Annotated in this window: 16 protein-coding genes; 9 read left to right on the top strand and 7 right to left on the bottom strand. The window is 55.4% G+C overall.

Going from position 1 to position 14,190, the window contains the following annotated elements; genetic code table 11:
- The first annotated feature begins 2 nt into the window (after positions 1 to 2).
- From ACYZT2_RS08375 to ACYZT2_RS08365, 3 genes are all read left to right on the top strand, one after another.
- Positions 3 to 1,130, top strand: a complete 1,128-nt coding sequence (locus ACYZT2_RS08375; protein WP_461971428.1) for a glycerophosphodiester phosphodiesterase — start codon at positions 3 to 5, stop codon at positions 1,128 to 1,130.
- Positions 1,131 to 1,306: 176 nt separating this feature from the next.
- Positions 1,307 to 1,612: a PepSY domain-containing protein gene (locus tag ACYZT2_RS08370; protein WP_461971427.1), complete on the top strand. Its 306-nt coding sequence runs from the start codon at positions 1,307 to 1,309 to the stop codon at positions 1,610 to 1,612.
- Between the two features lie 128 nt (positions 1,613 to 1,740).
- Complete coding sequence (locus tag ACYZT2_RS08365) at positions 1,741 to 2,913, top strand: GAF domain-containing sensor histidine kinase (protein ID WP_461973031.1); 1,173 nt, start codon at positions 1,741 to 1,743, stop codon at positions 2,911 to 2,913.
- A gap of 15 nt (positions 2,914 to 2,928) precedes the next feature.
- Here the strand turns inward: ACYZT2_RS08365 and ACYZT2_RS08360 are convergent, their stop codons facing one another.
- Positions 2,929 to 3,276, bottom strand: a complete 348-nt coding sequence (locus tag ACYZT2_RS08360; RefSeq protein ID WP_461971426.1) for a hypothetical protein — start codon at positions 3,274 to 3,276, stop codon at positions 2,929 to 2,931.
- Between the two features lie 205 nt (positions 3,277 to 3,481).
- A complete protein-coding gene (locus ACYZT2_RS08355; RefSeq protein WP_461971425.1) occupies positions 3,482 to 5,107 on the bottom strand; it encodes a methyl-accepting chemotaxis protein in 1,626 nt (541 codons plus the stop codon).
- Positions 5,108 to 5,380: 273 nt separating this feature from the next.
- Here ACYZT2_RS08355 and ACYZT2_RS08350 point away from each other — a divergent pair, with 273 nt between their 5' ends.
- Positions 5,381 to 6,403 carry a transporter gene (locus ACYZT2_RS08350; protein WP_461971424.1) on the top strand — a complete coding sequence of 341 codons (1,023 nt, stop codon included), beginning with the start codon at positions 5,381 to 5,383 and terminating at the stop codon, positions 6,401 to 6,403.
- Positions 6,404 to 6,541: 138 nt separating this feature from the next.
- Here ACYZT2_RS08350 and ACYZT2_RS08345 read toward each other — a convergent pair whose 3' ends face one another.
- Entirely contained in the window at positions 6,542 to 6,979 is a 438-nt protein-coding gene (locus tag ACYZT2_RS08345) for a multidrug/biocide efflux PACE transporter (RefSeq protein ID WP_461971423.1), read from the bottom strand.
- An 89-nt stretch (positions 6,980 to 7,068) separates the two neighbouring features.
- Here ACYZT2_RS08345 and ACYZT2_RS08340 point away from each other — a divergent pair, with 89 nt between their 5' ends.
- Positions 7,069 to 7,923, top strand: a complete 855-nt coding sequence (locus ACYZT2_RS08340) for a LysR family transcriptional regulator (RefSeq protein WP_461971422.1) — start codon at positions 7,069 to 7,071, stop codon at positions 7,921 to 7,923.
- 125 nt (positions 7,924 to 8,048) lie between these two features.
- Here the strand turns inward: ACYZT2_RS08340 and ACYZT2_RS08335 are convergent, their stop codons facing one another.
- From ACYZT2_RS08335 to ACYZT2_RS08325, 3 genes are all read right to left on the bottom strand, one after another.
- A complete protein-coding gene (locus tag ACYZT2_RS08335) occupies positions 8,049 to 9,284 on the bottom strand; it encodes an RNA polymerase sigma factor (RefSeq protein WP_461973029.1) in 1,236 nt (411 codons plus the stop codon).
- A gap of 3 nt (positions 9,285 to 9,287) precedes the next feature.
- Positions 9,288 to 9,632: a YciI family protein gene (locus tag ACYZT2_RS08330; protein WP_461971421.1), complete on the bottom strand. Its 345-nt coding sequence runs from the start codon at positions 9,630 to 9,632 to the stop codon at positions 9,288 to 9,290.
- A gap of 73 nt (positions 9,633 to 9,705) precedes the next feature.
- The gene (locus ACYZT2_RS08325; protein WP_461971420.1) at positions 9,706 to 10,131 is read right to left on the bottom strand and encodes a YybH family protein; all 426 of its coding nucleotides are present in this window, start codon (positions 10,129 to 10,131) and stop codon (positions 9,706 to 9,708) included.
- A gap of 141 nt (positions 10,132 to 10,272) precedes the next feature.
- On the opposite strand from ACYZT2_RS08325, the gene ACYZT2_RS08320 reads away from it, so the two are divergent.
- The 3 genes from ACYZT2_RS08320 to ACYZT2_RS08310 all read left to right on the top strand — a co-directional run bounded on the left by ACYZT2_RS08320 (position 10,273) and on the right by ACYZT2_RS08310 (position 12,756).
- On the top strand, positions 10,273 to 10,758 hold the full coding sequence (locus tag ACYZT2_RS08320) for a GNAT family N-acetyltransferase (protein WP_461971419.1): 486 nt from the start codon (positions 10,273 to 10,275) through the stop codon (positions 10,756 to 10,758).
- An 18-nt stretch (positions 10,759 to 10,776) separates the two neighbouring features.
- Entirely contained in the window at positions 10,777 to 11,382 is a 606-nt protein-coding gene (locus ACYZT2_RS08315) for a pyridoxamine 5'-phosphate oxidase family protein (RefSeq protein WP_461971418.1), read from the top strand.
- 315 nt (positions 11,383 to 11,697) lie between these two features.
- A complete protein-coding gene (locus ACYZT2_RS08310) occupies positions 11,698 to 12,756 on the top strand; it encodes a hypothetical protein (RefSeq protein ID WP_461971417.1) in 1,059 nt (352 codons plus the stop codon).
- A 189-nt stretch (positions 12,757 to 12,945) separates the two neighbouring features.
- On the opposite strand, the gene ACYZT2_RS08305 is transcribed toward ACYZT2_RS08310, so the two are convergent.
- Positions 12,946 to 13,263: a hypothetical protein gene (locus tag ACYZT2_RS08305; RefSeq protein WP_461973318.1), complete on the bottom strand. Its 318-nt coding sequence runs from the start codon at positions 13,261 to 13,263 to the stop codon at positions 12,946 to 12,948.
- Positions 13,264 to 13,522: 259 nt separating this feature from the next.
- Between ACYZT2_RS08305 and ACYZT2_RS08300 the strand changes: the two genes are divergently transcribed.
- The gene (locus tag ACYZT2_RS08300) at positions 13,523 to 14,134 is read left to right on the top strand and encodes an MATE family efflux transporter (RefSeq protein ID WP_461973027.1); all 612 of its coding nucleotides are present in this window, start codon (positions 13,523 to 13,525) and stop codon (positions 14,132 to 14,134) included.
- The last annotated feature ends 56 nt before the right edge of the window (positions 14,135 to 14,190 follow it).

The raw sequence follows: 14,190 nt of genomic DNA, 5'->3' as shown, positions 1-14,190 counted from the left end.
CCATGCCTGTCATCTTCACCAAGAGCGCCCTGCTGCTGAGCCTGATGCTCGGCCTCGGCCAGGCACAGGCCGCCAACGAGCCAAGCCCCACCGCACTGGCGACCCGTCTGGGCATTCCGCACCCGGTGGTGATCGCCCACCGTGGTGCGTCTTTCGATGCACCGGAATCCACCGCAGCGGCCTACACATTGGCGCGCGATCTGGGCGCCGACTACCTGGAACTGGACCTGCAACGCAGCAAGGATGGCGTGCTATTAGCGCTGCACGACAACGACCTGCAACGCACCACCGATGTCGCCACCAAATTCCCTGAGCGCAAGGACAGCCTGGCCAACGAATTCACTATCGCCGAACTCAAAACCCTGGATGCCGGCAGCTGGTTCAACCGCGCTTACCCGGATCGCGCGCGTCCGAGCTACGCGGGCCTGAAGATCCTGACCCTGGACGAAATCATCGATATCGCCCAAGGCAGCCCGCTGCACAAGCCGGGTCTGTACATCGAAACCAAAGAGCCAAAACAGTTTCCCGGCATCGAGCGCGACCTCAAGGATAAATTGCAGGACCGCGGCTGGCTGAGCCCGACCGGTTCGAAACTGGCGAAGAGTAATCTGGCGGTCGGTCAGGGCAAAGGCAAAGTCGTGCTGCAAACTTTCGAGAAGAGCAGCCTCGAACTGCTTGAGAAGGAAATGCCGCAAGTGCCGAAAATCCTGCTGCTGTGGGTGGGCGAAGGCAGCATCGAGCCGAAATCCAAAGTGACGTTCGCCGAATCCGGTGACAAGGATAAAGCGACCTGGTACGCCAGGCAGGAACCGAAAGATAAAGCAGAGTTTCAGCAATGGGTCGAATACGCCAGGGCCCAGGGCGCTATCGGTACCGGCCCTTCCGCCGCACTGACCAAAGGTGGCGATCAGAGCTATTCCGACCTGGTGCAACCGTGGATGAACCAGTACACCCACGATCAGGGCCTGCTGGTGCATGTCTACACTATCGACGATGCCGTTGATTATCAGAAAGTGGCGGATGCCGGTGTCGATGGCATCTTCACCAACCGCGCCAGCGAATTGCTGAAGTTCTATAAGCGTCCCGCGGCGGCGAGCGTTGCGCAGTTGCTGCAGAACAACGGGTATTGATCGAGACCGTGGCGCCAGCATCGCGGGCAAGCCACGCTCCCACAGGTTTTTGCGCAGACCTTGAGCGAGGCTTGCCCGCGAAGCTTTAAAACTGACGCCACGGGCAATTAAGGGTGAATTAAGTTGCGCGAGCTAACCTGATCCCACTTAAACAGCTCATCCAAGGAAAGAACTTCATGAAAACTTTAACTGCCCTGTTCACCGCTGCTGCCCTGACCCTCACCGCTGGCCTGGCCCAGGCCGACGTTCGCGTCGATCAGATCCCTGAGTTGGTCAAGAGCGGCAAGATCAAACCCCTGGAAGAACTGAATCAGGCCGCACTGAAGTTGCACCCGGGTGCCACGATTACCGACACCGACCTGGATAACCACTTCAACGGTTACGAATATGAAGTTGAACTGCGTCTGGCTGACGGCACCGAGTGGGATGTGGACTTCGACGCCGCTACCGGCAAGGTTTTGAGCAACAAACAAGACACTTGATTCAACTGCAAAAAAAGCGTTTGGCATCAGGCCATTCGCTGAAGCGACGAACGAAGGCGCGACAATTTGCGCAAGCCCGCTAGAATCCCTCAAAACCATTTGGCATGTTGGAGCAGAGAACCAAGGATATGGGGCAAACAGCGGCAGCAGACATCGCCACAATCAGCCGGATCAGCGCGGTGCCGGCGATTCTTCAGGTGATCAGTGAGTTGACTGGTTTGCGGTTCGCGGCGGTGGCCCGTATTACCGAAGGCTCATGGACTGCCTGCGCGGTGCTCGATCGACTGGATTTCGGCTTGCAAGTGGGCGATGAACTGGATCTGGTGTCCACTCTGTGCAACGAAGTCCGCCAGGGCCACCACTCGGTGGTGATCGACAAGGCCAGTGAGGATCCGCTCTACCGCGATCACCACACACCCCGCACCTATCAATTCGAAAGCTACATTGCCGTGCCGATATTGCGCACCGACGGGCGTTTTTTCGGCACCCTTTGTGCCCTTGATCCCAATCCGGCATCGCTCAAGTCCAGCACGATCCAGAGCACCATGGAGTCGTTCGCCCGGATGCTGGCGCTGCAGATCGAGGCCGAAGAAAACCTGCAACGGACCGAAGCGGCATTGATCAAGGAACGCAAAACCGCCGAACTGCGCGAACAGTTCATCGCTGTGCTCGGCCATGATTTGCGCAACCCCTTGTTTGCCATCAGCGCCGGAGCGGAAATGCTCCTGCGCAAAGTCTCTGACCCCGCGAATGAGCAGCGCGCCCGACACATTCTCACCAGCGCCCGACGTGCGACCAAACTGGTGGACGATGTGCTGGACTTCGCGCGAGGTTCACTGGGCCGAGGCATCCCTGTAAACATCGAACCATGCCCAGACCTGGGAGATGCGTTGCGGCACGTGATTTCCGAGATCCAGAGCATTTACCCCAAACGCATCATTCAGTCGTCGATTGGCGACTTGAGCAACATTCATTGCGATCGCGAACGGGTCGCGCAGTTGCTGTCCAATCTGGTGGCGAACGCCGTTGTCCACGGTGATCCCAATGACCCGATCAAGGTCCGTGCGCAGGTCGCGGAAGGACACTTTGTGTTGAGCGTGAAAAACCCCGGATTGATCGCCGAGGATGCGCTGCCGCACCTGTTCCAGCCCTACTCGAAACCAACCGGCGCAACACCGCAGGCCGGCCTCGGGTTGGGGTTGTACATTGCCAGTCAGATTGCGCAATCACATGGCGGGAAGCTGGAAGTGATATCGACCGAGCAACAGGGCACGACGTTTACCTTCAGCTTGCCGATGTGATTTGCCAGGCTCGAATCACTTGACCATGATGATCAGTTTTTTGGAGCGAAAAATCATATCGCCTCTAGTAACTTCATAATCAGCAGTCACCACCCCCGGCGCAATGAAGTTTTTACCCACAAAAAACTGCACTGAGTTTTCTTCCTCAATCAGAGTGACCTTGTGATCCAGGACAGTTTCAGTCGCGTCTTCGGTTTTCCAGCTAACCACAAGACGATCATCTTTTTTCAATCGTTGATTACTCTCAATAATTGCCTTAAGGCCGGGATCCTCGGGTAAATACACCTCACCCTCATACTCCTTACCTTCGACCGGCGTCATGCTCGGGATCACCAATTTTTCCAACACTTCAAGCCTGGACATGGAACACTCCTTATCGGGAAATAGCGCCAGAGCGCAGACCCGATCATCAAGCCGTTCGGAATGCTCCCCCGTCTACTGTCAGAACTAACAGGTACCCTCTGAATCAAGGGGTCCGAAACGTCGATTCGACCAACGGTCATGCCTGCTGAGCGCAATCCCATGCCGAAGTACTGACCACCGAACCCGACGTACACAGCCATTTCCACTAGGCGCTCAGCCGCGCCGTCACTTCATTCAACTGCCCCGACAACCCATGCAGATTGTGGCTGGCCGCTTCGGTGCGTTGCACGTTGTCCAGGTTGGTGCTGGCGATGCTGGTGATTTCGGTGAGGTTGCGCGAGATGTCTTCGGCCACCGAGGTCTGCTCTTCGGCGGCGGTGGCGATCTGGCGGTTCATGTCGCGAATGGCTTCCACGGCATGGGTGATCCGCTCGAGCATGGCGCCGGCCTGGGTCACTTGCTCGACGCTTTCTTCGCTGCGCGACTGGCCGCTTTCGATGGCCTGGGCCGCGTGAACCGCACCGGTTTGCACGGTTTGAATGATCTGGTTGATCTCGATGATCGACGCCGCCGTGCGTTGGGCCAGGCTGCGCACTTCATCGGCGACCACCGCAAAACCACGCCCGGCTTCACCGGCACGGGCCGCTTCGATTGCCGCGTTGAGCGCCAGCAGGTTGGTTTGCTCGGCGATGCCGCGAATCACTTCCAGCACTTTACCGATGCGCCCGCTGTCGGTTTCCAGACGACGGATGACCGCGGCGGTGTTGGCGATTTCACCGCGCATTTGGGTGATGGTGTGAATGGTGCCCTGCATGACTTTCTCGCCCTGCTGGGCGGATTGGTCGGCGTCATCGGCCGCACGTGCCGCGTCGGCTGCGTGACGCGCGACTTCTTGTGCGGTGGCAGACATTTCGTTCATCGCCGTGGCCACCTGATCTGTGCGGTTGAACTGCTCGTTGGTGCCGCTGGCCATGAGGCCGGCAATCGAGTTCAGCTCGCCGCTGGCGCTGTCCAGATCCGTCGCACTGCGCTGCAAACGGCTGAAGGTTTCGGCGAGGAAATCGCGCAAGGTATTGGCGGCCTTGGCCAGGTTGCCCAACTCGTCCTGACGGGTGCTGGCCACGCGCTCGGCGAACCGCCCTTGACTGAGTTGCGCCACGTAGTCGATCAGTTTACGGATCGGCTCCACCAGGTTGCGGTTGACCAGCCACAGACTCAACAGGCCGATCAACAGCCCCGACACCAGCATTACCACGAGCCCCAACAACACGGTGCGATCGGCGCTGGCGCTGATCAGCTTCGATTGCTCGGTACCCTGCTTGCGCAGGTCGCTAACCAGTTCACTCATCTGCTCACTGGCAGCACGGTCCACGCCTTTGACCGCGTTGTCGCCGGCCGTTGGGTCAGCACCAGCCGCCACGTAGGCATCACGGCCCTTCTGATAGGCCGCTCCCAATACACGATGCTCTTCACGCAGGCGTTCGATGCGGGTCTTGAGTTGTGGCTCGATGCCCTTCTGCCCGGCCAGTTCACCGAGGGTGCCCTGCACATCACGCTGGCGGTCCTCGAACTGCTTCCAGTATTTGTCCAGGTTCGCAGGTTCCTTGCCGCGCAGCAGCACGTTCTTCCATTCCTGAACCTGCACCTTGAATTGCAGGTTGGCTTCATCGATCAGCTGGGACGTGTGCAAGGGGCCTTCGATCAGGTTCGCGTAGTTCTGAACCCCATTGGACAAAAAGTGAAAGGAGGACAAAGCGATCAGCAACATCGCTAACAGGCTGCCGCTCAACAGGGCGAGGATTTGTGCTCTCAGGGATTTTTGCAAAAACATCGAGTGATATCTCATGACAGGGATAAGGCACGCCCAAGTAGGGTGCAAGATGTCCGGACATCCCTGTCAGCGACGCTGGCTCACGACCAGAATCGGAAGATCGACATTACCCACATCGGCGGGCCAGAGCCTTTCTTGAGCCCTTCCGACCACCGGCAGGAGGCGGTTTGCCGGTGCTACTCAACTGTCACAAAACTTTCAAACTACGTTGCGATGATGGGGCTCAAGTGAACCTGTGAAACCCGCGACAGGCGCCTCCTCCAGCGAGACCTCATGAACCACAGCATTGACCAGCGCCATCGCGATTCCGATCTGTTTGGGTTGCTTTACGGTTTCAGTTTTCGCCCCGGCGAGCGCGGTCGGGAGATTGATTCGGCCAAGGCGCTGCACTGCCTGCAGCAACCAGACGACAGTGACGAATTCCTCTGGCTGCACCTGAACCTGGCCCATGCCGCGTGCGAGCGCTGGATGAAAAGCCATCTGGCCTTGCCCGATGAATTTTTCGAAGCGTTGCACGAAGGTTCTCGCTCGACGCGCATCGAGCATGTCGATTCGGCGTTGCTGGCGGTGGTCAACGACGTGGTGTTCAACCTCAGCAGCATGGTCTCCTCGGATGTCTCGACACTGTGGGTCTGCGCCCGCAGTCGGCTGATCATCAGCGCACGCCTGCAACCGCTGCACTCGGTGGACAAGCTGCGTTCTTCGGTGAAGGCCGGTGAATGCTTTCGCTCGCCGCTGGAACTGCTGGTGCATTTGCTGCGCGATCAGGGCGAGGTGCTGACGCAGATCGTGCGCAAAACCAGCCTCAGTGTCGATCAGATCGAAGATGAGTTGCTGTCTTCGCGCCTGTCCAACAACCGCGCCGAACTGGGCGCCAACCGCCGGGTACTGGTGCGCCTGCAACGGTTGCTGGCGCTGGAGCCAGGCTCGTTGCTGCGCCTGCTCAATCGTCCGCCGCAATGGTTGCAGAAAGAGGACGTCAAGGAGTTGCGCAAGTCCACCGAGGAGTTTGCGCTGATCATCAACGACCTCACGGCCCTCGGCGAACGGATCAAGCTGTTGCAGGAAGAAATTGCCGCCAACCTCAACGAACAGAGCAACCGCACGCTGTTCACCCTGACCGTGGTCACGGTGCTGGCACTGCCGATCAACATCATCGCCGGTTTTTTTGGCATGAACGTCGGTGGGGTGCCCCTTTCCGAAGACCCGGAAGGGTTCTGGATTCTGGTGGCGCTGGTGGCGAGCTTTACCGTGATCGCCGGGCGCTGGGCGTTCCGCAAGCGGCAGGATTATTGATCACTACCATCATCACCACCGCCCCCGTAGGAGCGAGGCTTGCCCGCGAAGGCGGTATAACAGTCAAAATCATCGTGGAATGTGAAGACGCCTTCGCGGGCAAGCCTAGGCAAGCCTCGCTCCTACAAAGGCGGGTTTTTACGCTTCGCAAGCCCTGCGCACCAACAGCCGCTCACGCACCACGTCGTAACCCCAGTGGTACACGTAGGTGTACGGCAGGAAAAACAACAGCACGCCGATATCCAGCAGAAACGCTTGCCACAGGCTGATCTTCAACCACCAGGCAATCAACGGCACGCCGAACGCCACCAGACCGCCTTCGAACAACAGCGCATGCACCACGCGGACCCAAGCGTTACGCACAATGGCAAAGCGCTTGAGCAACCGGTCGAACAGACCGTTGAAGACCACGTTCCACGCCAGGGCAAGGGCCGCAATAGCCATGGTGACTGCGCCCATCTCCAGCATGGGTTTGTCCATGACCCAGGCCAGCAGCGGGGTACAGATCAATATCGCCAGCAGTTCGAAACCGATGGCCTGGAAAATTCGTTCAGTGATGGACTTGTTGGCGCTCATGGCCAGACTCCCTGAGTGACTGTGGTTGCCATGATCTGCCATCACGCCGATACTTCATAACCAATAATCATCGATCAAGGCGATAGTTCATGGCTTCCCACGAAGTGTTGCTGGCGTTTGTCCAGGCGGCGACTCAAGGCTCGTTTTCTGCTGCGGCGCGCAAGCTCGGCCGTAGTCAGTCGACCATCAGCGCCGCAGTGGCCAGCCTGGAAATCGACCTGAATCTTGCCCTGTTCGATCGCAGCAGTCGAAAGCCGAGCCTGACGCCGGCCGGGCACGTCATGTTGCAGCGGGCCGAGGAGATTCTGGCTGCTACCAGCCGTCTGGAAATGACCGCCAGCCAACTGTCCCAAGGCGTCGAGCCGAAGCTGACGGTGGCGATTTCCGACACTTACCAGTCCAACCGTTTCGAAGCGGCGCTCAGTGCTTTCGAGCAGCGCTATCCAGACCTGGAACTTGAATGCCTGATCGCCGAATGCGATGACCTGGTGGCGTTGGTGCAACGCGGTCGAGCGCATGTTGCCTTCGCCGAGATGCAAGACAGCTACCCGTCAGACCTGGTCAGTTCGACGGTGGACGAGCGCACGGAAATCGCCCTTTTCGTGTCCCGTGCTCACCCATTGGCGAAGCTTAAGGGCATCGATCAAGACGTGCTGCAACAGCACCGCGAGCTGCGTCTGGCGACGATCGTCAATCCGTATGAAAGCCGCGCGAAGGGGCGTGTCTGGTCGGCGCCGAGTTATCTGATGCTGCTGGAAATGGCCCAGGGCGGGTTCGGCTGGGCGCCGTTGCCTCGGTGGCTGGTGGGGCGGTTCGGGGCCGGTTCGTTGGTGGAGCTGAAGGTGCGCGGCTGGCCGAAAGCGGTGTACGTCGATGCGCTGTGGTCGCGGCTGCATCCGCCGGGGCCGGCGGGGAGTTGGTTGCTTGGCAAGATGTTGGAGTGATGTGATCTTGCGGGCCCCTTCGCGGGCAAGCCTCGCTCCTACAGATTCGAGTCGAATCGTAAAAGTGTGATCGACACAATCCTGTAGGAGCGAGGCTTGCCCGCGAAGGGGCCCGCAAGATCACATCATCCCAACTCCCGCAATCGCCCCTCGATAAACCGCCGTTCCGGCACTTGCTGTGTCAATTCCAGCGCACGCTCATACGCCGCTCGTGCCTCTTCCACCCTCCCCAACTGCCGGTAAAACTCTGCCCGCGCCGAGTGCGCCAGGTGGTAATCCAGCAACTCGCCCCGGGCCAGAATCCCTTCGATCAACATCAACCCGGCCGTCGGTCCATCGCGCTTGGCCAGCGCCGCCGCGCGGTTGAGTTCGATTACCGGTGACGGCACAGCCCGCAGCAGCACGTCATACAGGCCGACAATCTGCGGCCAGTCCGTTTCCGCTGCCATGGGCGCTTCGGCGTGCACCGCGGCAATCGCCGCTTGCAGGCAATAAGGCCCGAAACGCCGCGTCGTCAGCGCCCGCTCCACCAGTGCGCAGCCTTCGACAATCAGCTCAGCGTCCCACAACGAGCGATCCTGCTCGTCCAACACAATCAGCTCACCGTCGGGCGAAGTCCTGGCCGGGCGCCGGGATTCGTGCAACAGCATCAGCGCCAGCAGCCCCATCACTTCCGGTTCAGGAAGCAATTCCATCAACAACCGACCGAGCCGAATCGCTTCGCGCGTCAGGTCTTCGCGGGTCAATTCGTTGCCGATAGACGCCGAGTAGCCTTCATTGAACACCAGGTAAATCACCCGCAGCACGCTGTCGAGACGCTCGGGCAGTTCCGTCAGGGTGGGCACTTGGTAAGGGATTTTCGCGTCACGAATCTTGGCCTTGGCCCGCACGATACGCTGCGCGATGGTGGCCGGTGCCGAGAGAAAGGCCCGGGCGATTTCTTCAGTGGTCAGGTCGCAGACTTCGCGCAGGGTCAACGGCACTTGAGCGTCTGCCGCCAGTGCCGGGTGACAACAGGTGAAGATCAGCCGCAAGCGATCGTCTTCCACATCTTCATCACTCCAGTCAGCCTGCTCCAGCTCTTCCAGTTGAGCGATCAACATCGGCCGGGACGCGTTAAAACGCGCGCGTCGGCGCAACACATCGATAGCATTGAAGCGCCCTGTGGATACCAGCCAGGTGCGCGGATTGTCCGGCACACCGTCACGCTGCCAGCGCTCGACCGCGACGAAGAACGCCTCGTGCAGCGCTTCTTCGGCGAGGTCGAAATCGCCGAGCAGACGGATCAAGGTCGCCAGAATCCGCCGCGAGTCTTCGCGGTAAACCTGCTCGACTCGCGCCTTGACCGCTGCGCCCGCCATCACTCAGGGATTCAACTGGCGCACAGGGCGCACTTCAACGCTGCCGACCCGGGCCGCCGGGATGTTGCCGGCGACCTGGATGGCTTCATTGAGGTCCTTGGCATCGATCAGGTAGAAGCCGGCCAACTGCTCCTTGGTTTCCGCGAACGGACCATCGGTGACCGACATTTTGCCGTTGCGCATGCGCACGGTGGTCGCGGTCTGCACCGACTCCAGCGCTTCGGCGGCGATCATCCGGCCGCTGCCCTGAATCGACTCGGCATAGGCCCAGCATTCGGCGTCTTCCGGGCTGTCGGGCAGCGAATGCAGCAGGTGCTCATCGCTGTAGACCAAGCATAAATACTTCATCGCACTCTCCTGATTGAACGGAACAACTATGGCTGCAGATCGGCATTTTGGCGCTGCTTGCCAGTAAATAATCTCAGGGCTTCAGGTCGAACAGCGCCGTGCCGCTCGTCATGTCGAACGGCGCCGACCAGTGTTCGTGGACAATCTGCCATAGCCCCGCTTCCTGGCGGTAGCACGCGGTGACGCGCATCCAGCAGGCCTGGGTTTCACCCTTCTCATTGGTGCCGCCGCAATGCGCCAGCCAATGAGCGAAAGCGATCTCCTGCGATGGTACAACGTTGATCTCGTGGAACTCGAAAATGTGCGGGCCAGGGCACATCTCCATGCATTCCTGCCAATGCGCACGGTAGGCCGCCTTGCCCTTGAATTGCAGGGCTTTGACGGCATCGAAGGAGACGATGTCGTCGGCGTACAGGGCCATGACCTTTTCCACGTCCTTGGCCATGACTGCCTGGCGATAGGTATCGATCAGGTTATGGATTTGTGTATCAGCATTCATGATGGTTCTCCGTGGTTTTTTTGTTGAAGACACCCTTAGTCGTCTGGCGAAAAGCCAAATCGACAACCGAAATAAAAATAATCCATGGGAGCAAATTCGCTAGAATTCGAGGCTCATTTCCGTTGGAAAAAGGACACTCCAGTGACAGCCCGACTCGTGCCTTACGAAAGCCTGAACGCCCTGCAGCGTCAACAGGTCGAGGCCATCGAAATCCACGCCGAACAAATCAAATTCTCCGGCGACATACATGGTGCGTTGCATACTTTGCTGTCCAAGCCTGGCCCTGGCGTCAAAGGCTTTGCGCTGCTGGTGGAGGATGCTCCGGTGGCCTTCCTGCTGCTCAAGCGCCCGCCGGTGCTACCGACGTGGGCCGATGAACACCGCGCCACCCTGCACGCCCTGCAAGTCGATCGCCGCGCCCAAGGCAAAGGTTATGGCAAAGCCTGCCTGCAAGCCCTGCCCGAGGTAGCGCGCCAGGCCTGGCCGGAAATCAAAGGGCTGGAGTTGTCGGTGGATGCGGATAATGAGGCGGCCATCGCGTTGTATGCAAAATTTGGCTATGTCGACAGCGGCGAAGCGTACAAAGGCCGGATCGGTTATGAACGGCGGATGGGTCTGGTTTTCTGATTCGTAGAGGGATGAACGATGTTGAATTCAATTGAAGCGCTGGAAGCGATCTACGGCCTGCCCCATGAGCGCGCGGTGCGCAAGCTGATCCCGTTTCTGAACGAGGACTATCAGGCGATGGTCCGCGCCTCGCCACTGGTGATTATCAGCTCGGTCGGCCCCGACGGCATGGACGGCTCGCCGCGTGGCGATACGCCGGGTTTCGTGCGGATCATCGATGAACGCACGTTGGCGATCCCGGATCGACCGGGCAACAACCGCATCGACACGCTGCGCAATGTCGTGCTCGACTCGCGGGTATCGTTGCTGTTCATCATTCCGGGGATCGGCGAGACGTTGCGGGTCAACGGCACAGCGCAGATCAGCGCCGAGCCCGAGTTGCTGGAGAGTTTTTCAGTCAACGGCAAACCGGCACGCACGGTGATGCTGGTGACGGTGCAAGCGGCGTATTTTCACTGCTCGAAAGCCATTGTGCGTTCGGATGTGTGGAACCCGCAGAAACACCTCGAACGCTCTGCGCTGCCGACCGCCGGGGCGTTTCACAAGCGCCTGAACGACGGGCAGTTCGATGCCGAGGCGTATGACCGCGAAGCACCGGTGAGAGTGCGGGATAGTCTGTACTGACACAACGCCCCCATCTTTACTCCTACAGCCTCTCGGACGATGACCTGTAGGAGTAATCTTTCAAAGAAAAACAAAGCTTCTTTCCTATATTGAATACTTGGACATCAACGTCTGTAAGACACTTCTGATTTTTTGTATAAGTATTGACGATCTGCCCATATCGACACTAGGGTCAGCACATGAGTGCTATTACCTCTGAGCGGCGAAGTTATTCCAAGTAAAATACTTGGCGCCTGTTCTCTGGAGCGCGGCCTCTTACAACTTGAAAAAATGTCTCGAGTTATATTCTCGCCATCGCGCAGGGAGTAACAGGTAATGACCGCACTCATAAAAACCTCGCAGTCAAAAATCTCCGACAATGAGATCTCCATATTAGATGGAAGAATCTCAATTCCAAAAAACTATCTACGCGAAAAAGCTTTTTTAGAAAGCACAAGCATTCTCGTTGTTTCAGGCTCTTTAATCGAGGGAATTGGAACCATTCATTCTGACATCGATTGTATTATTCTGTGCGATCAACGGCCTAAAGCAAACAACATTAAAAATAGCGAACACGCACTCGTTACAGATATAAATTATCACTACATCACCCAAGATGAGGAAGTTCATAACACAACAGATTTTTACGGCGACACCAGCATCCACATTGATGCTGACTACATAACATTTTCCGAATTAGAAGGCATTATTGCCAAGATTGAGAAAGCATTTGAGGAGATTACTTATGATCAGCATTTTCTCTACGACCCAGTTTTATCAAACACGGAAAACAATGTCATTCATAGATCATTAATTGGGCACGCATTGGAGAACGAGAAAAAATTCAACCGATTGAAATCCGAGATACCTTTGGAGAAGCATATTTATGTAGCTCACCGTGAAAAACTTCCCGTATTTTATGCATTCCAAGATGTTCAAGGCTGTTGGCAGTCGGGAAATCTTTGGATGGGTTGTGAGATAGCAAGAGATATGATGCTAAAGACGACAATGAGCTTTACCTACTTAACAGGCACAACAAACAAGCACTACAAGTGGGTTTATTCGAATATGTTCAGAGTTGATGGATTTGATGAAATTAAAAATAGATTTTTTGCCTTGGCCAGACAGGGGGCGGTCACAGAGGCTGAGTGCCGTTCATACATTCAGGAAACGCTGAAATATATGGACCTGGTATTTCTGGCAATTGAAGAACTACTAAAAAAATCAAAAATTTACCCATCAACGCAAAAGTCTCTTTCCGCACTGGACAAAGAATTCAACAAGCGAAAACAAACCAAGCACAAAATATCGATGTGTGAATACTACTTCAGGAAAAAATATTTCGCTGCGGAAGGAACTCCATCTTTAATCAGCCTACTCAAAGAGTGGGATTGAGACGAGCGACTTGCAAGCACGACTAACTTTAACTTTTCAGGCCTCCATTCTATACCTAAACAAACACGGGCGACCAAACATGGAAGTTACCCGAATAGCCATTCCGCTGATATTTTCCAGACTAGGGGAAATGATTGCATCGCTACTTTACTTTTCTTTTATTGGACACTTTATAGTTGACTCACTTAGTCATGCATCACTCGCATGGGCATTGATTTCCTTTCTAACAGTAGTAGGCATTGGCTTTTTTTCAACGTCAATGGTGAAAGTAGCTGGATCAACTAACTTAAATTCGGACGACATTGAACTCGATTTAATCATTTCATTCAGGCTTGCAATTTTCTTTGGGGCAATTATTGTTTCCGCAATTTTTGTACTGAGCTCTAGCGTATCAAAATCGCTTACGAACAGCGGTGATCTTGAAGGACTTAAAGCACTATTGAGCCTTTCACTATCCATTCCAGCTTTATATTTACAGATAGTTATCTTCAACTTTTTCAATGCCATTAAAAAAGTTCGATACGAGCTGATATATACATGGCTACTCAACGCCACCTTTGTTTTAGTTTGCACACTTTTGGTCTCGACGAATTCAAACACAAATGTAATTTATTTCGCACTTATATATTCTGGCTTAAGGTGTTTTTTTGCTGGCCTTGCATTGACCTTGTTTAACTTACAAGTTCATCAACACATCCACCAATTTCGGCATTCACGAAACATCCCGACAATAGCATATGTGAATTACTTTATTGGCGGTCTCCCAATGGCACTTTGTTTTGGCGGTGAAAGCCTGCTATTTTTTATGCTCTCCTTTATCTCAAAAAGCTTAGACGATACAAGCTTATCAGCGTATCAGGCATCGCTTCATTTTTTAAGCATCGTATACATGGTCTCAATCGGAGTGGGAAATGCTACAGGAATAGTAGTCGCACGACACTATAACCTAAAGGATTTCTACTCATTGAGTACAACCTACATTCAAGGGATGAAGTTCGGATTTTTTATATTGACTCCGTTTTTGCTAGCTTGTTTTTTCTTAAAGGCAGATATATCAGCAATCTATACGTCCGATGCACTGACGAGGCGATTGATTGAGGGCAATATCCTGACATCAATCCCATTTTTAATATTTGAATACGTTTATGTTGTGACTCGAATGACGTTAAGGAGCATGGGGGATTTCTGGATTCCCACGCTATTTACTATATCGCTACTCAACATCCTCGGATTAATTCTTTCTGTCGGACTGCTATCACTTTATGACTCTAGCGTTAACTCCATATTTTTAGCCCTAGTATTTTGTTCGTTTTTTCTGATGTCGTTTCTACTTTGGCGCCTAGGCAGTATCTTAAAAACACAAACCTCAACCAACTAACAGAGCATTAAATTAGAACACCGCATAAAAACCGAGCTTTTTCATCTTGCGCATTA

The sequence above is a fragment of the Pseudomonas sp. MDT1-85 genome (genome assembly GCF_054898065.1).
This window is presented reverse-complemented; position numbering and strand designations above follow the sequence as displayed.